Origin of the sequence: Nitratireductor pacificus pht-3B, assembly GCF_000300335.1 — a bacterium.
GTDB lineage: Bacteria > Pseudomonadota > Alphaproteobacteria > Rhizobiales > Rhizobiaceae > Nitratireductor > Nitratireductor pacificus.
Map to the genome: position 1 here is coordinate 1 of NZ_AMRM01000021.1, position 17661 is coordinate 17661.

A 17661-nucleotide genomic window follows, 5' to 3' on the forward strand; every position below is an offset into this window, starting at 1 on the left:
GGGAACATCTCAGGGGAGCAGGTCAGGGACGAATTGATATGCTCGTACATCCTCATCAATTAGCATCAACGATCTATGTGCATAGTGCCCGCAAGGCCCGAACATCAGCAATCTTTAGTAGACGCCTACCCTCCAACTGGACAACTTCCGCCGACTTGAACTTCGAAAGCGTGCGCGACACGGTCTCGATGGTCAGGCCCAGATAATCGCCGATATCCGTGCGCGACATGGCAAGCTCGATGCATTCGCCGCCCTGCCGCTGCATCATGTCGAGCAGGAAGGCGGCGACCCGCTCGGCGGCGTTCTGCCGGCCCACGACCAGCAGATGTTCCTGCGCCCGCACCAGGGCGGCAAGGGCGGCGTCCAGCGTCGGCCGCCAGTTCCCCTCGCCCGCGGGCTGCCGGAAGATGCGGATGCCCGCATCGCCCACCGCCTCGGCAAAGAAGTGATGCTGGCCGTCCGCCTCGAAACCGAAGACTTCGCCAGCCACATGGAAAGCGCTGATCTGCCGGCGGCCATCGGACAGGAGGCGGTACAGGCGCACCACACCGTACTCGACCTGATAGAGCGCCGCCGCCCGCTCGCCCTGCGCGTAGATCTCGGCGTTCGCTTCGAAGAAAACGATCTGATGCGGCTGACCGGGAGCGAAGGACGCCGGAGCGGAGCGTCGCCCGGCCAGATCGCCCACGCCGGGCAGCCGAGACGCAGGAGACAGCGTCACTTGAGAAACGGTGGCGGGTTGCGGGCGCATGCGATGCCTCCTGTTGGATCGGCATCACCTTGACGGGTTCGCGCGCGTTGCGAAATTCGGTCTTCCCCGTAAGGGATTCTACGTAGCGGTCCTCGTTGCCGGCGCGTCGAGCAGGATGCGGACGGCGCTGATGACAGCGCTGCCGAGCAAGGGTTTCTCGATGACCAACACCCGGTCGTTTGCGGGGGCGTCCTCGCTCGTGTCGGCCAGGATGATCACCGGCCCGCCCTCGTCCACCAGCGCCCTGACGGGACTCCGCGCCTGCTCCAGCACTTCCTCATCGACGATCACGCAATCGGCCCTGCGCCGCAGCAGCCGAAAATCGGTCATGTCGGCCAGCACCTCGACCCCGTAGCCTTCCGATTCGAGCATGAAGCGAAGCGACAGGCGAAAGGCGGAATCGGGAGCCACAACGAGTATCGTTTCGTTCACGTCCAGGTCTCTCCTCAGAACCCGGACATCGAAACGCGTTTACCCGGGACATCGGACACTCTCCGCCGGCAGCCGGACAGGCGCCTTGCGCTGGATCAAATTGCCGCACTCTTTGTGCCGGGCAGCTGCGCGCCGTCAGGACGGTCCGGCGTCGGCCACCAGCACCATGCGCACGAGCTCGGGCAGGTTGCGGGCGCGCATCTTCGTCATCACATTGGCCCGGTGCACCTCGACGGTGCGTGGAGAGATGTCGAGTTCGAAGGCGATCGTCTTGTTCGGCATGCCGGCCACGATGCGCCGCATCACCTGGTGCTCGCGTTCGGAAAGCTCCTCGAGCCGCCGCCTGACACCGGCCGCGTCGGCGCCGTCGCGCGGCTGCCTGTCCAGTTCGGTCACGGCCCTGCTGACGGCGTCGAGAAGCACGTCCTCGGCGAACGGTTTCTCGATGAAGTCCAGCGCGCCGGCCTTCATCGCCTCGACGGCCATCGGCACGTCGCCATGGCCGGAAATCACGATGGCGGGCAGCATCTGCCCGGCGTCGCGCAGGCGGCGCAGAAGTTCCACGCCGTTGAGGTCCGGCATGCGCAGATCCGTGATCAGGCAGGCTTGGCGCAAGCCGCCGGCGATGTCCAGAAAAGCCGTCGCCGATTCGTGCACCCGCACCGCGTGACCCGACATGGTCAGCAGGAAGGCGAGCGACTTGCGCACCGGCTCCTCGTCGTCGACGATGTGGATCACCACGTTCTCAGGCATCCTGAAATTCCCGTTCTTCCATGATCGGCAGGGTGACGCGCAGCGTCGTGCCGGTGCTGCCGGTGGCGAGCAGGACCAGCGATCCTCCATGCGCCTCGGCGATACGCTTCGAGATGGCAAGCCCCACGCCCATGCCGCCGCGCTTGCTCGACACGAAGGGCTTGAACAGGTCCCCGACGATTTCCGCGGGAACGCCCGAACCCGTATCGCTGACATCTATGACAACCGTGCGCGCGCCGTCGACCCCGTCAACCCCGTCAACATTGACCTTGACCAGCAGTTCGCGGGCTTCGCTGTCGCGCATCGCTTCCATCGCGTTGCGGATCAGGTTGATCACGATCTGCTGGATCTGCACGCGGTCGACCAGCACCATGCCGAGACCGGGCTGGAACTCGAACACCGTGCGCATGCCGAGTTCCCGCGAGCCGACCAGTGCCAGCGCCGCCGCTTCCTCGACCAGCTTCTGGATGTCTTCGGGCTGCTTCTCCGTCTCGCCGCGCGTCACGAATTCGCGCAGGTGGCGGATGATCTGGCCGGCGCGCAGCGACTGTTTCGCCGTTTCATCGAGCGCCTCGCTCATCCGCTCCGCCACGGGGTCGGCGAGGTCCTTCAGGAGGCGCTTGCAGCCCTGCGCGTAGTTGGCGATCGCCGACAGGGGCTGGTTCAGCTCATGCGCCAGCGTCGAGGCCATCTCGCCCAGCTCGTTGAGGCGGGCGAGGCGCGCGAGCTCGGCCTGCACCTCCTCCATCTCGGCCTCGGATTCCGCCCGCTCGGTCAGGTCGCGGATGAAGCCCGTGAAGAAGGTCTGCCCGCCGCTGTGCATCTCGCCCACGGCAAGCTTCATCGGGAATGTCGAGCCATCCTTGCGGCGCCCCACCACGACCCGGTCCAGGCCGATGATGCGCCGCTCGCCGGTGTGCAGGTAGCGGTCGATGTAGCCGTCGTGCTGGCCGCGATAGGGTTCGGGCATCAGTATGCTGACATTCTGCCCGAGCACTTCCGCTTCCTCATAGCCGAACTGGCGGATGGCCGCGCGATTGAAGGAGACCATCAGGCCGCGCGAATCGATCACCACGGTCGCGTCCGGCACCGTGTCGAGGATCGAGCGCAGATGCGCGTCGCGCGCCGCCAGCTGCTGGCTGACGAGGCGGCCGGCGTCGCGCGCGCGGTGATAGGCCGCGCCGACATGGGCGAGAAGGACCGTGAAGGCGACCAGCGCCACGAATGCCGGGATGGAGAACGGCAATGCCGCCATCATCGCGAGCAGGGCCATCGCGACGGCGGACAGGGCGACCGCCAGGAAGCCGACGCGGCGGCCGCCGAGGATCGCCGCGTAGAGCGCGGTCAGCGCGGCCAGGAAGAGAAGCCAGACTTCACCGAAGACGGGCCCCAGCCACATCCGCGCGACGAGGATCGCGATGCTGCCGGCCACCGCCACCGCATAGCCGGGCAAGTTCGAGCCGCCGGCCGGCCGCGCCATGTCGTATTCAGAACTCATTCACAGGCCCCGGCGCGCCTCTTCCGCAAAATCCGTCTATCGTGGCGGCATTATTTCCGCCGGCACGCGATACCGCAAGTGACCCGCGGCGGGATCACGCGCAGCGGCCGTCGTCTGAAGAAGGTGGCCGGGCAGACATTCCCCGTGTCTGCCCGGCCGTCATCGCGTCGCCTGATCCACTAGGTCGGCAGCCCCAGCCGGGGATCCGACGCGATGATTGACACGGCATCACACCGCCATCGAATGACGGGCCCCGCCCTGCGCGAGATACTGGTCGAAGCGGGCGGCGGCCGTGCGCACGAGCGCGCGCGACGCCTCCGGAACCACGAAAGCTCCGTCCCGCTCCACCAGCATCTGTTCGCCAGCACCGCATCCGGCCGCGCGAGCCTCCGCGACGATCCGCGCACCGTCCTCGCCGAACAGGCGGATCGCCTCCTGCCCGGAGAAGGCGAAATCGCACATCAGCCGCTCGATCACCCAGGCCCGGGCGCGGTCCTCGTCGGTCAGCGCGATGCCGCGCGCAGTCGCGAGGCCGCCATCGCGGACAATGCGCTCGTAGCCTGCCGTCGCCGGCGTGTTCTGGGCATAGCCCTGCGGCAGGCGCGACACGGAGGAGGGACCGAGACCGATCAGCGTGCGGCAGGCGTCCTCGGTATAGCCCTGGAAATTGCGGAACAGCCGGCCTTCGCGGGCGGCCGCCGCCAGCGGATCGCCCGGCCTTGCGAAGTGGTCGAGGCCGATCGGCTCGTAGCCCGCCGCGCGGATGATGCGCGCCGTCTCCTGCTGCTGGGCGTAGCGTTCTTCCGGCCCCGGCAGCCAGTCGTCGGCGATCATGGTCTGATGCTTCTTGAACCAGGGCACATGCGCATAGCCAAACAAGGCTATCCGGTCGGGCGACAGCGTCAGCGCCTGGTGGATCGTCGCGGCAACGCTTTCCAGCGTCTGATGAGGCAGGCCGTAGAGCAGGTCGAGATTGACGGATTGCACGCCGCGGCTGCGCACGCCATCGACCACCGCCTTCGTCTGCGCGAATGTCTGCTCCCGGTTGATCGCCTTCTGGACCCTCGGGTCGAAATCCTGGACGCCGAGGCTCGCCCGCGTCATGCCGATGGCGGTGAACGCGTCGAAGCGCGCCTCGTCCATGTCGTTGGGATCGAGCTCGACGCTGATCTCGGTATCGCGGGCAAAGCGGAAGGCAGCGCGCAGCGCGTCCCCGAGGCGCATCACGTCGTCCGGCCTGAGGATGGTCGGCGAACCGCCGCCGAAATGCAGCGCCCGGACCCGTCCGTTTCCGCCGAGCACCGCACCGACCCTGCGGATCTCGCACAGGAGCGCATCGAGGAACGCCGCAACCGGCTCGTAGCGCTGCGTCATCTTGGTGTGGCAGGCGCAGAACCAGCACAACCGGTCGCAGAACGGGATGTGCACATAGAGCGACAGGTCGTCATCCGTTCCGGTCTGCCGCAGCCAGTGGCGAAATGTCGCCCCGGTCACGCCGGCATGGAAATGCGGTGCCGTCGGGTAACTCGTGTAGCGCGGAACCGCCTCCGAATAGCGGGAAGCCGCGCCCGTTCCGCTGATCTGTTCGCCTGCCCGCTGCATGTGCACCGATCCCTGTTCAGGCCGTTTCGTCGCATGGCCGGCAGCACCTCGCTTTGACGCAGATCAAAGCAGAATCCCCCGCTTTGGGAGATGGCTTGGGCGCGGGAACGGGAAAATTGCGTCCCGCGGGCTTTCTGGATTGGGGAAATGGCAATGAGATTTGGCACCGAGATCATACTGGTCGGCCTTGCCGCATTCGCGGCGCTGATCGCTGCGGGTCTGGCGCACGATTCGGCGTTTCAGGCTCATATGTGGGTCCTGTTCTTCGTCCTCCTGGGATCGGCGATCGTGTTGATGCGCAACACAAGCTTCGCGCCGGCGGGGGCGGCGTCGATACCGCTTCGGGCCGATGTCGACGGCTACATGGACGGTCCGATCCGCTATGGCGTGATCGCCACCACCTTCTGGGGGATCGTCGGCTTCCTAGTCGGCGTGCTCGTCGCCCTGCAGCTCGCCTATCCGGACCTCAACATCGAGCCCTGGTTCAACTTCGGCCGCACCCGGCCGCTGCACACCTCGGCGGTGGTTTTCGCCTTCGGCGGCAATGCGCTGATCGCGACCTCCCTCTATGTGGTGCAGCGCACGTGCCGGGCGCGCCTGTTCGGCGGCAATCTCGCCTGGTTCGTCTTCTGGGGCTATCAGCTCTTCATCGTCATGGCGGCGACCGGCTATCTGCTCGGCATCACCCAGAGCCGCGAATACGCCGAGCCGGAATGGTATGTGGACCTGCTCCTCACCGTGGTCTGGGTCGCCTATCTGATCGTCTTCCTCGGCACGCTTTTCAAGCGCAAGGAGCCGCACATCTACGTGGCGAACTGGTTCTACCTGTCCTTCATCGTGACGATCGCGATGCTGCACGTGGTGAACAATCTCGCCGTGCCCGTCTCCCCCTTCGGCTCCAAGAGCTACTCGCTGTTCGCCGGCGTGCAGGACGCACTGACGCAATGGTGGTACGGCCACAACGCCGTCGGCTTCTTCCTGACCGCCGGTTTCCTCGGCATGATGTACTACTTCATCCCGAAACAGGTGAACCGCCCGGTCTATTCCTACCGGCTGTCGATCATCCACTTCTGGGCGCTGATCTTCCTCTACATCTGGGCGGGGCCGCACCACCTGCACTACACCGCCCTGCCCGACTGGGCGCAGACGCTGGGCATGGTCTTCTCGATCATGCTGTGGATGCCCTCCTGGGGCGGCATGATCAACGGCCTGATGACGCTGTCGGGCGCCTGGGACAAGCTGCGGACGGATCCGATCATCCGCATGATGGTCATGGCCGTCGCCTTCTACGGCATGTCCACCTTCGAAGGCCCGCTGATGTCGGTCAAGGCGGTTAACTCGCTGTCACACTACACCGACTGGACCATCGGCCACGTGCATTCCGCCGCGCTCGGCTGGGTCGGCATGATCACCTTCGGCGCGCTGTACTATCTCGTTCCGAAGCTGTGGAACCGCGAGCGGCTCTACTCTCTCCGGCTCGTCACCTGGCACTTCTGGCTCGCCACCCTCGGCATCGTTGTCTACGCGGCCGTGATGTGGGTGTCCGGCATCCAGCAGGGCCTGATGTGGCGCGAATACGACGATCAGGGCTTCCTGGTCTACTCCTTCGCCGAAACCGTGGCGGCCATGCATCCCTACTACGTGCTGCGCGCGCTGGGCGGCGTGCTGTTCCTGATCGGCGGCATCGTGATGGCCTACAACCTGGTCATGACCATCCTCGGCCACCAGCGCGAGGAAGCGCCGATGGACGGCAGCGTCACGCAACCCGCAGCAACCGTTCAAACCGCCGGTTAAGGAGCCCAGACAATGGCATTGCTGGATAAACACAAGATCATCGAGAAGAATGCGACCCTGCTTCTGGTCGGCTCGTTCCTGGTGGTGACCATCGGCGGCATCGTCGAGATCGTGCCCCTCTTCTACCTGGAGAACACGATCGAGAAGGTGGAGGGCATGCGCCCCTACTCGCCGCTGGAGCTGGCCGGCCGCAACATCTACGTCCGCGAGGGCTGCTACACCTGCCACAGCCAGATGATCCGCCCTTTCCGCGACGAGGTGGAACGCTACGGCAATTACAGCCTCGCCGCGGAATCCATGTACGACCACCCCTTCCAGTGGGGATCGAAACGCACGGGGCCGGATCTGGCGCGCGTGGGCGGACGCTATTCGAACGAGTGGCATGTCGACCACCTGATCGAGCCGCGCTCGGTCGTGCCGGAATCGATCATGCCGAGCTACGCCTTCCTCAAGGACACGCCGCTCGAGATCAACGACTTCTCGACCGAGCTCGTCGCCAACCAGCGCGTCGGCGTTCCCTACACGGAGGAGATGGTGGCGAACGCCAATGCGGACATTCGCGCCCAGGCCGACCCGAATGCGGACACGTCGGGCATCGAGGAGCGCTATCCCAAGGCCGTGCTGGGCGATTTCGACGGAAACCCAAGCGCCCTGACCGAGATGGATGCGCTGGTGGCCTATCTGCAGATGCTCGGCACGCTGGTCGATTTCTCGACCTACGATGAATCGGCCGGATACCGGTAGGAGGATCGATCATGGAAGCCTACACAGCCCTTCGCCAGTTCGCTGACAGTTGGGGTCTTCTCTACATGACCATCTTCTTCGTCGGCGCCGTCATCTTCGCCTTCCGGCCCGGGAGCAAGAAGAGCGCCGAGGAAGCCGCCCGCATCCCGCTGAAGGACGATTGAGATGAGCGAGAACAAACATATCGACGAGGTCTCCGGCGTCTCGACCACAGGACACGAGTGGGACGGCATCAAGGAACTCGACAATCCCATGCCCCGCTGGTGGGTCTGGAGCTTCTACGCCACGATCCTGTGGTCGCTGGGCTACACCATCGCCTATCCGGCCTGGCCGCTGATCAGCGACGCCACCCGGGGCGTGCTCGGCTATTCGAGCCGCCAGGAGTTCACCACGACGATGAATGCCGTCGCGGCGCAGCAGGCCGACCTGCGGACTGCGATCGCCGAGAAGCCACTGGACGAGATACTCGCCGACGAGACCCTGCGCCGTTTCGCCACCTCGGCCGGCGAGGCCGCCTTCAAGGTCAATTGCTCGCAGTGCCACGGCTCCGGTGCCCAGGGGTCGGCGGGCTATCCGAACCTCAACGACGACGACTGGCTGTGGGGCGGCGATATCGAGGCGATCCACAAGACCATCGCCCACGGCGTCCGCTTCGCCGGTGACGACGACACGCATCAGGGCGAGATGCCGGCATTCGGCGACGTTCTGAGTGCCGACGAGATCCGCCAGGCCGCCGCCTTTGCGGTCTCGTTCACCGGCACGCCCTCCGACCCGGCGTTGGCCGAGGCCGGGGCGCAGGTCTATGCCGACAATTGCGCGGCCTGCCACGGCGATGGCGGCCAGGGTGATGCCAGCCTCGGCGCGCCGAACCTCGCCGATGCGATCTGGCTCTATGGCTCCAGCGAGGCGGAGATCGCCGCGCAGATCCGCCAGCCCAGGCATGGTGTTATGCCGGCCTGGCAGGCGCGTCTCGGCGACCCGGCGATCAAGCAGTTGTCGGTCTACGTCTACTCGCTGGGCGGCGGCCAATAGCGCGTCCCCGTGTCGAAGCGGCATCGCTTCGGGTTTCGACGATGCGACCATGAACCCGGCCCGGTGGCCGGGTTCCTTTTGTCGCAGCGACGCCAGGTCCGCTTTTCATTGCCGGGAGAAGGGCTTTGATCGGGATCAATGCGCCCGCGCATCCCGAACCTTTAGAACAGGCATCACCGAGCATCCTGCGAGCCGCGGAAATGACCCTTGTGACAGACACTGCAGCCAGCGAAACCATCGAGCGCCTCGACGCGGAGGCCGTGAACTCCGCCAGGACGCGGCAGCCGCTCTATGCGCCGCGCAAGAAAATCTTCCCGAAACGGGCGACAGGCCAGTTCAGGCGTTTCAAATGGCTGATCATGCTGGTCACGCTGGGCATCTACTATCTGACGCCGTGGCTGCGCTGGGATCGCGGCCCCCATGCTCCGGACCAGGCCGTGCTCGTCGATCTCGCCAACCGGCGCTTCTACTTCTTCTTCATCGAGATCTGGCCGCAGGAATTCATCTACGTCGCCGGCCTTCTGGTCATGGCCGGCGTCGGGCTGTTCCTGATCACCTCGACAGTCGGCCGCGCCTGGTGCGGCTATACCTGCCCGCAGACGGTCTGGGTCGATCTGTTCCTCGTCGTCGAGCGGGCCATAGAGGGTGACCGCAATGCGCGCATCAAGCTCGATGGCGCACCGATGTCCGCGCCCAAGCTGGCCAAGCGCTTCTCCAAGCACCTGATCTGGGTCGTCATCGCAGTGGCGACCGGCGGCGCATGGGTGTTCTATTTCGCTGACGCTCCCACCCTGCTCGTCGACATCGTCACCGGCCAGGCGGCCCCCGTCGCCTACATGACCATCGCGACGCTGACGGCGACGACGTATGTGTTCGGCGGGCTGATGCGCGAGCAGGTCTGCACCTATATGTGCCCATGGCCGCGCATCCAGGCGGCGATGCTCGACGAGAACTCCCTCACCGTGACCTATAACGACTGGCGCGGCGAGCCGCGCTCGCGCCACGCCAAGAAGGCGGCCGCCGAGGGCAAGACCGTCGGCGATTGTGTCGACTGCAATGCCTGCGTCGCCGTCTGTCCGATGGGCATCGACATCCGCGACGGCCAGCAGCTCGAATGCATCACCTGCGCGCTGTGCATCGACGCCTGCGACGGCGTGATGGACAAGCTCGGCCGCGAGCGCGGCCTGATCTCCTATGCCACGCTGGCGGACTACAACGCCAACATGGCGCTCGCCACGGCCAGCGGCACCGACGTCATCAATCCCGACCGCGTGCGCGATGCGGCCGGCGGCCTGTCCGACAAGGTGGCGCATTTCCGCTGGCAGAAGATCTTCCGCCCGCGCACCTTCGTCTATTTCGGCACCTGGTCGCTGATCGGCCTGGTCATGCTCTACGCGCTGCTCACCCGCGACCGGCTCGAGGTCAACGTTCTGCACGACCGCAATCCGCAATATGTGGTTCTGTCCGACGGCTCGATCCGCAACGGCTACACGGTCAAGCTGCTGAACATGATCCCCGAGCCGCGCGTCATCTTCCTGTCGCTCGACGGCCTTCCCGGAGCGACGATGCAGGTGGTCGGCCTCGACCAGCCCGAAGGCCGGTCCGCGGCAATCCCGGTGGATCCGGACCGGCTGCGCGAGGTGCGCATTTTCATCACCCTGCCCGCAGATCGCCTGAACGATGCAAACGCAAAATTCAGCTTTGTCGTGGAGGACAAGGCAAGCTTCGAGAGCGACATCTATCGGGCAAGCTTCAACAGACCGGGGGCCGCGCGATGAGTGGCAAGATCGACAAGCAGAAAGAGTTTACCGGCTGGCACATGCTCGCCATCATGATCGCCTTCTTCGGCGTGGTGATCGCGGTCAACCTGACCATGGCCTTCTACGCCAGCTCGAGCTGGACCGGGCTGATCGTCAAGAACTCCTATGTCGCGAGCCAGACCTTCAACGAGCGGACGGCGGAAGGCCGCGAACAGGCCGCCCTCGGCTGGACCGGCGAACTCATGGTGAAGGGCGACGCCATCACCTATCGCCTGGTCGACGCCAGCGGCAGCACGATCCCGCTCGACAGCGTCGCGGTCGTCATGCACCGTCCCGTCACCGCCGACGAAGACATCGCGCTCACCCTGGAACGGCGCGCCGACGGGACCTTCGGGATCGACCACGGCCCCGGCGACGGCACCTGGGTGATCAACATCACCGCCGAGGCCGGGCTCGACCATCCCTATCGCGACGTGCGCCGCATCGTCATCCGGGACGGAGCACTCAGATGAGCTGTTGCGCGCCGGGCACCGAAATGGCGCTGGAGACGGGGCAGGCCCGCGAGGCCGGTCCCCGTTCCGAGGAAGTCCTGCTTGCCAGCCGCCCGGTCGGCGACGGCCTGCTCCAGACCGATCTTTCCGTGCCCGGCATCCATTGCGGCGCCTGCATCCAGGCCATCGAGAGCGCGATTGGAAAGCTCGACGGCGTTGCGAGCGCCCGCGTCAACCTCTCGACGAAGCGCGTCAGCGTCAAATGGCGCGAGGGCGCGCTGCCGCCGCTGGTCCCGACGCTCAACAGGCTCGGCTACGCCGCCCACCTCTACGAGAGCGGCGACGACGACAGGGATCCGGTCCTGTCGGAGCTGATCCGCGCGGTGGCCATCGCCGGCTTCGCCGCCGGCAACATCATGCTCCTGTCCGTCTCGGTCTGGTCGGGCGCCGAGGAGGCGACCCGCGACCTGTTTCACTGGCTGTCGGCGCTGATCGCCCTCCCCGCCCTGTTCTTCGCCGGCGGCATCTTCTTCCGGTCCGCCTGGAGCGCGCTCAGCCACGGGCGGATGAACATGGACGTGCCGATCGCGCTCGGCGTGGCGCTTGCCTATGGCCTCAGCCTGTACGAGACCATCAACAGCGGGCAGCACGCCTATTTCGACGCCTCGGTGTCGCTCCTCTTCTTCCTGCTGATCGGCCGCACGCTCGACCATGTGATGCGCGAGCGGGCGCGCACGGCGGTGTCGGGCCTCGCCCGGCTGGCGCCGCGCGGTGCGATGGTGATCAGCCAGGATGGCGGCCGCGACTATCTCCCCCTGCGGGAGATCGAACCGGGCATGAAGCTGATCATCGCCGCCGGCGAGCGCATCCCGGTCGATGGAACCGTCCTGCGCGGGCATTCGGCGCTCGACTGCTCGATGGCGACGGGCGAAAGCGATCCGCAGGACGTCGGCCCCGGAACCGATATCCGCGCCGGCATGCTGAATCTGACCCAGCCGCTGGTGGTACGGGCGGCGGCCGCCGCGGACCAGTCGTTCCTGGCCGAGATGCTGCGTCTGATGGAGGCCGCCGAGGGCGGACGGGCGCGCTACCGCCGCCTCGCCGACCGGGCGTCTGCGCTCTATGCGCCGGTCGTGCATCTCACCGCTCTCCTCACCTTCGCCGGATGGCTCCTCGCCACGGGCGACTGGCACCGGGCCATTACCATCGCCATCGCCGTCCTGATCATCACCTGCCCCTGCGCGCTGGGCCTCGCCGTACCGATCGTCCAGGTGGTCGCCGCGAGGCGCCTGTTCGAGAACGGCATCATGGTCAAGGACGGCGCGGCGATGGAGCGGCTGGCCGAGGCCGACCATGCCGTCTTCGACAAGACGGGCACGCTGACGCTAGGCGTCCCGCATCTGAGGAACGCCAACCAACTCGGAACGACCACGCTGGCGCTCGCCGGCGCCATCGCCATGCATTCGCATCACCCCTTCTCGCGCGCCATCGTGCGGGCCGCCGACCAGGTGGGCGGGCGCAGCTTCCACTTCGACAGCGTCAGGGAACTTCCCGGCCTCGGCATCGAGGCGCAGGCCGACGGCACCGTCTGGCGGCTCGGCCGGGCCAAATGGGCGCTCGAGGACACCTGCCCCGAAGGCGCTGCGCCGGGCGGCACGGTGCTCGTGCAGAATGGCCGCACGCTCGCCGAGTTTCGCTTCGAGGACCAGTTGCGGCCGGGCGCCGCCGCCGCGCTGCGTCATCTGGGCGAGCAGGGCCTCGGGATGGAGATCGTGTCGGGCGACAGCCAGGCGCAGGTGGACGCGGTCGCCGACCGGCTGAACATCCCGACCCGTGCCGCAGGTTCCCTGCCCGGCGAGAAGCTGGCGCATCTCGAGGCCCTCGCCGCCAACGGGCACAGGGCGCTGATGGTCGGCGACGGGCTCAACGACGCGCCCGCGCTGGCGGCGGCGCATGTCTCCATGGCGCCCGCCACCGCCGCCGACATCGGCCGCAACGCCGCGGACTTCGTGTTCCTGCGCGACAGCCTGATGGCCGTCCCGCTGGCGCGCGACATCGCCGTGCGTGCCGGCCGGCTGATCCGGCAGAATTTCGCGCTGGCCATCGGCTACAATCTTCTGGCCGTGCCGATCGCCGTCTCGGGTCACGTCACACCGCTGGTCGCCGCCATCGCCATGTCACTGTCGTCGCTGATCGTCATCGGCAACGCGCTGCGCCTGCGCGCCGACAAGGAACTCCTTGCGACAGGCGACACCAGGCCGGAGGCGCCGGAAAACACCCCGACACCGCCCCTGATGGGGGCCGCCGCATGACAAACCTCACCATCCTCATTCCCGTGGCGCTGTTCCTCGGCGCGGCAGGCCTCGCGGCTTTTCTGTGGTCGCTGAGAAGCGGCCAGTACGACGACCTCGACGGGGCCGCAGAGCGCATCCTCATCGAGGAGGAGCAGTCGGGCGAACCTCGCCGCGGCGAGCAGGAATAAGGCCGGAACAGCGCGTCAGCGCAGTGTTCGAAGCGGGTGCGTCGGCGCGCTCCCTACCCGGCTGCGTCAGCGCACCACCAGAACCGAGATCTGCGCGTGGCGGACGACACGCGCCGCGTTCGGGCCGATCAGATAGTCCTCCGGGCTCGGACGCTTGGCCGACAGCACGATCAGGTCGGCCTTGACCTCGGTCGCATAGCGCAGGATCTCGCGATAGATCGAGCCATGGCCGACGATGTGGCGATGCCGGATGCCTTCGGGGACGTGCTCCTTGGTGAAGGCATGCAGCGCCTTGTTGGTGTGCTCGATAGCCTGCTGCTCGTGCCCCTTCGGGAAGAAGCCGCCGACGATGGACATGCCGTAGTCGGGCACGACCGTCATCACATGAAGCCGGCTGCCGAAGGCCTTGGCGTAGTCGACGGCCGTTTCCAGCGTGCGCACCTCGTCGTCGGCATTGCCGAGATCGATGGATACCAGGATGTCGTTGTACATCTCAGTCACTCCCTTCAGGCTTCCGCCGGGCGGGGCCTGCCCGCCTGCGGATTGCCCCCCAAGGTGCCCCCGCGGCGGCGCTGCATGAACATCACCAGCGCGAGCAAGAGTGCCGCCGGGATGTAGAACAGCTCACGCGGCATGCGACCCTCGTTGCTGACCTCCACGGCGGTGATCACGACCGGTTCGTCGGCATAGAAGTCGAGCTTCGACAGGGTCTTGCCGGCGAGGCTGTTCATGTCGAACGGCTCGTCGAGAATGACCGTCTCGCCCTCGACGCGGGCGACGAGGCCAGTGGCGGCCTCGAAGCGCGCCGCGCCTTCCGCGCCGGCCGCACCCAGGTCGAACGCCATGGTGCGCTCGTCGATCTGGTCCGGATTGTCGAAGTTCGGCCCGCGGATCGTGAAGCGGATGCCGGCGTCCGCTGGCTCGTCCTTCACCGCCTCGAAGATCTGCGTCGGCGGCGTCTCGATATAGGGCGGCTGGACGAGATCCAGGAAGAAGCCCGGGCGCAGCAGCATGAAGGTGACGAGCAGCAGCGCGACCGATTCCCAGATCCTGTTGCGGGCCATGAAGAAGCCCTGCGTCGCCGCAGCGAAGATCAGCATGGCGATGATCGCCTGCGCCGTCACCCAGATCGCCTCGACCCAGGTCACGTCGATGAGCAGCAGGTCCGTGTTGAACACGAAGATGAAGGGCAGCAGAACCGTCCTCAGCGAATAGAAGAAGGCGGTAAAGCCCGTCTTGATCGGATCGCCGCCCGAGACGGCGGCCGCCGCGAAGGAGGCAAGCCCCACCGGTGGCGTCACATCGGCCATGATGCCGAAATAGAAGACGAACATGTGCGCGGCGATGAGCGGGATGAGCACGCCGTTGGCGGCCCCCAGCTCGACGATCACCGGCGCCATCAGCGACGAGACGACGATGTAGTTCGCCGTCGTCGGCAGGCCCATGCCCAGCACCAGGCTGATCAGCGCCGTGAAGACGAGGATCAGGAAGATGTTGCCGCCCGACAGGAACTCGACGAACTCCGCCATCACCTGGCCGATGCCGGTCAGGGTCACCGTGCCGACGATGATGCCGGCGGCGGCGGTAGCGCAGGCGATGCCGATCATGTTGCGCGCGCCGAGGATCAGGCCGACGACGAGGTCCTCGAAGCCTTCCCTGAAGGCCGCGCGGCGCTCCTCGCTCTGCAGGCCGCGGAACAGCGCCTTCAGCGGCTTCTGGGTGAGGATGATGACGATCAGCAGCAGCACTGCGTAGAAGGCCGACAGGCCGGGCGAGCGGCGCTCCACCATCAGCGCCCAGACGAGCACGAACAGCGGCAGCAGGTAGTGCAGGCCCGTGCGGATGACTTCGGAGGCCACCGGCAGCTCGACCACCGGCGCGTTCGGGTCGTCCATCTCCAGGTCGGGCGACTTCGCCGCGTACCAGATCAGCGCCACATAGGCGACGAGCAGCGCCAGCATCAGGACCGGCGCAGACAGGTCCGGCAGCGCGTATTTGATGAAGTTGATGGCGTAGTAGATTGCACCGATCAGGATGACGATCGAGGCGATGACGATGCCCGAGCGCATCAGCGCCACCATGGCCGGATGCGTCTGGCGCTTCTGCAGGACCGGCATGTCGTTCTTCACCGCTTCCAGATGCACCAGGTAGAGCAGCGCGATGTAGGAGACGACGGCCGGCAGGAAGGCATGCTTGATGACCTGCAAGTAGGAGATGCCGACATACTCGACCATCAGGAAGGCGGCGGCCCCCATGACCGGCGGCATGATCTGGCCGTTGACGGAGCTGGCCACCTCGACCGATCCGGCCTTCTCGGGCGAGAAGCCGACCCGCTTCATCAGCGGTATGGTGAAGGTGCCGGTGGTCACGACATTGGCGATGGAGGAGCCGGAGATCAGGCCGGTCATCATCGAGGCGAGGACGGCGGCCTTGGCGGGTCCGCCGCGCAGGTGCCCGAGGAGGGCGAAGGCGAGCTTGATGAAGAAATTGCCGGCGCCCGCCCGGTCGAGCATGGAGCCGAACAGGACGAACAGGAAGACGAAGGCCGACGAGACGCCGAGCGCCACGCCGAACACGCCGTTGGGCGACAGCCACATCTGGTCCATGGCGCGGCTGAAGGACGCCCCGCCCCAGCGGATGATGTCGGGCACCAGGGTCGACGAGCCGAAGAACACATAGGCGAGGAAGACGAGGGCGACGATGGCCAGCGGCGGGCCGAGCGCGCGGCGCGTCGCCTCCAGAAGCAGCACCATGCCGATGCCGGCCACCACCAGGTCCTGGGTGATCGGCAGGCCCGGCCGCCCGGCGAGCGCGCGGTAGAAGACGAAGATATAGAGGGCACAGCAGGCGGCGACGATGGCCAGCACCCAGTCGGCGAGCGGGATGCGGTTGCGCGGGCTGGACGGCAGCGCCGGGAACGCCATGAAGGCGAGGAACAGGCCGAAGGCCAGGTGGATCGCGCGCGTCTGCGCGTCGTTCAGCACCAGAGGCAGGCCGGTCATGCTGGTCAGCGTGAACGGCAGGGGCGAGGCGATGTAGAGCTGGAACAGCGACCACAGCAGCGCCACCCCGGCGATGATGTAGCCCGCCGTGCCCGCAGGATCGCGCGCGCCGGTATCGGCGGAGGCCACCAGATCCTGGAGTTCGTCCTCGCTCAGCGGCGCGGATGTGTTTCCCGTCGCGTCCGGTTTCGTCGCCATGTCCCCGTTCCCCTTATGAACCGTTTTAATTTTCAGGGAGAAGAAGGGCGCCCGCGATGCGGGCGCCCTCGAATGCCGGTGTTACTTCAGCCAGCCTTTTTCCTTGTAGTAGGCTTCGGCGGCCGGGTGCATCGGGGCCGAGTTGCCCTGGCCGACCATGCTCTCGGGCGTCAGGTTGGCGAGCGCCGGATGCAGCGCCTTGAAGGCGTCGAAGTCCTTGAAGACGGCTTCGATGAAGGCCGTCACGACCTCGTCGGGAACGTCCGCCGAGGTGACCACGGTGGCGCCGACGCCGAACGTGTTCACGTCGTTGTCCGTGCCGCGGTACATGCCGCCCGGGATGGTGGCCTTGAAGTAGTACGGGTTGTCGGCGACCAGCTTGTCGACCGCTTCGCCCTCGACCGGGATGATGACGCTGTCACAGGTCGTCGTGGCTTCCTGGATGGCGCCGGCCGGATGGCCGACCGTGTAGGCGAAGGCGTCGATGTTGTTGTCGCAGAGCTGGGCGCTCTGTTCCGCCGGGGCGAGCTCGGCGGCGACGGCGAAGTCGGCGTTGGTCCAGCCCTTCTCGGCGATCAGCAGGTCCATCAGCGCGCGCTGGCCGGAGCCGGGGTTGCCGATGTTGACGCGCTTGCCCTTCAGGCTGTCGAAGTCGGTGACGCCCGCATCCTTGCGCGCGACGACCGTCAGCGGCTCGGCATGCAGCGAGAAGACCGAACGCAGCTTGTCATGCGCGCCGCCGTCGGCGAAGGGGCCTTCGCCCTTGAACGCATTGTACTGCACGTCGGACTGCGCCACGCCGAATTCCAGGTCGCCGCCCTTGATGGCGTTGACGTTGAACACCGAACCGCCGGTCGATTCGACCGAGCAGCGGATGCCGTGTTCCTTGCGGGTCTGGTTCATCAGGCGGCAGATCGCGCCGCCCACCGGATAATAGACGCCCGTCACGCCGCCGGTGCCGACGGATACGAAGCGCTGCTCCTGTGCGCCGGCCGCTCCGGCGGCAAGCGAGCCAAGCATCGCGGTGGCAAGGCCAAAACCGAGAATGCGATTGGGTTTCATTATGCGTCTCCCTACTGATGTTTACGCGTTAGCGAATGCTTGCACGTCGTATGGTGTTGC

16 protein-coding genes are annotated in these 17661 nt (G+C 66.4%); 8 read left to right on the top strand and 8 right to left on the bottom strand.

The window, feature by feature from the left end; genetic code table 11:
* Positions 1–73: 73 nt before the first annotated feature.
* The 5 genes from NA2_RS16930 to hemN form a co-directional block, all read right to left on the bottom strand.
* The gene (locus NA2_RS16930; RefSeq protein ID WP_081582712.1) at positions 74–751 is read right to left on the bottom strand and encodes a helix-turn-helix domain-containing protein; all 678 of its coding nucleotides are present in this window, start codon (positions 749–751) and stop codon (positions 74–76) included.
* 78 nt (positions 752–829) lie between these two features.
* Entirely contained in the window at positions 830–1183 is a 354-nt protein-coding gene (locus NA2_RS16935; RefSeq protein ID WP_008598267.1) for a DNA-binding transcriptional response regulator, read from the bottom strand.
* A gap of 135 nt (positions 1184–1318) precedes the next feature.
* Positions 1319–1936 (bottom strand): response regulator FixJ, encoded by a 618-nt coding sequence (fixJ, locus tag NA2_RS16940; protein WP_008598268.1) that lies wholly within the window; start codon positions 1934–1936, stop codon positions 1319–1321.
* Positions 1929–3434, bottom strand: coding sequence for a two-component system sensor histidine kinase NtrB (locus NA2_RS16945; RefSeq protein WP_040678332.1), 1506 nt, complete (start codon positions 3432–3434; stop codon positions 1929–1931). The genes fixJ and NA2_RS16945 overlap by 8 nt, the downstream gene beginning before the upstream one ends.
* 228 nt (positions 3435–3662) lie before the next feature.
* Entirely contained in the window at positions 3663–5036 is a 1374-nt protein-coding gene (gene hemN, locus NA2_RS16950) for an oxygen-independent coproporphyrinogen III oxidase (RefSeq protein ID WP_008598270.1), read from the bottom strand.
* 153 nt (positions 5037–5189) lie between these two features.
* On the opposite strand from hemN, the gene ccoN reads away from it, so the two are divergent.
* The 8 genes from ccoN (at position 5190) to ccoS (ending at position 13339) form a co-directional block, all read left to right on the top strand.
* Positions 5190–6830: a cytochrome-c oxidase, cbb3-type subunit I gene (ccoN, locus tag NA2_RS16955; protein ID WP_008598272.1), complete on the top strand. Its 1641-nt coding sequence runs from the start codon at positions 5190–5192 to the stop codon at positions 6828–6830.
* Positions 6831–6842: 12 nt separating this feature from the next.
* Positions 6843–7574 carry a cytochrome-c oxidase, cbb3-type subunit II gene (gene ccoO, locus NA2_RS16960; RefSeq protein WP_008598273.1) on the top strand — a complete coding sequence of 244 codons (732 nt, stop codon included), beginning with the start codon at positions 6843–6845 and terminating at the stop codon, positions 7572–7574.
* Between the two features lie 11 nt (positions 7575–7585).
* The gene (locus NA2_RS16965) at positions 7586–7738 is read left to right on the top strand and encodes a CcoQ/FixQ family Cbb3-type cytochrome c oxidase assembly chaperone (protein WP_008598275.1); all 153 of its coding nucleotides are present in this window, start codon (positions 7586–7588) and stop codon (positions 7736–7738) included.
* A 1-nt stretch (position 7739) separates the two neighbouring features.
* A complete protein-coding gene (gene ccoP, locus NA2_RS16970; RefSeq protein WP_008598277.1) occupies positions 7740–8606 on the top strand; it encodes a cytochrome-c oxidase, cbb3-type subunit III in 867 nt (288 codons plus the stop codon).
* Positions 8607–8806: 200 nt separating this feature from the next.
* Positions 8807–10384, top strand: a complete 1578-nt coding sequence (gene ccoG / locus NA2_RS16975; protein ID WP_051011677.1) for a cytochrome c oxidase accessory protein CcoG — start codon at positions 8807–8809, stop codon at positions 10382–10384.
* Positions 10381–10878, top strand: a complete 498-nt coding sequence (locus NA2_RS16980; RefSeq protein ID WP_008598279.1) for a FixH family protein — start codon at positions 10381–10383, stop codon at positions 10876–10878. The genes ccoG and NA2_RS16980 overlap by 4 nt, the downstream gene beginning before the upstream one ends.
* Positions 10875–13169: a cation-translocating P-type ATPase gene (locus NA2_RS16985; RefSeq protein ID WP_051011678.1), complete on the top strand. Its 2295-nt coding sequence runs from the start codon at positions 10875–10877 to the stop codon at positions 13167–13169. The genes NA2_RS16980 and NA2_RS16985 overlap by 4 nt, the downstream gene beginning before the upstream one ends.
* Complete coding sequence (gene ccoS, locus NA2_RS16990) at positions 13166–13339, top strand: cbb3-type cytochrome oxidase assembly protein CcoS (RefSeq protein WP_008598281.1); 174 nt, start codon at positions 13166–13168, stop codon at positions 13337–13339. The genes NA2_RS16985 and ccoS overlap by 4 nt, the downstream gene beginning before the upstream one ends.
* A gap of 66 nt (positions 13340–13405) precedes the next feature.
* Here ccoS and NA2_RS16995 read toward each other — a convergent pair whose 3' ends face one another.
* The 3 genes from NA2_RS16995 to NA2_RS17005 form a co-directional block, all read right to left on the bottom strand.
* Positions 13406–13831, bottom strand: a complete 426-nt coding sequence (locus NA2_RS16995; RefSeq protein WP_008598282.1) for a universal stress protein — start codon at positions 13829–13831, stop codon at positions 13406–13408.
* Positions 13832–13845: 14 nt separating this feature from the next.
* Positions 13846–16539, bottom strand: coding sequence for a TRAP transporter permease (locus NA2_RS17000; RefSeq protein WP_008598284.1), 2694 nt, complete (start codon positions 16537–16539; stop codon positions 13846–13848).
* Between the two features lie 81 nt (positions 16540–16620).
* Positions 16621–17601, bottom strand: a complete 981-nt coding sequence (locus tag NA2_RS17005) for a TAXI family TRAP transporter solute-binding subunit (protein WP_008598286.1) — start codon at positions 17599–17601, stop codon at positions 16621–16623.
* Positions 17602–17661: the final 60 nt, after the last annotated feature.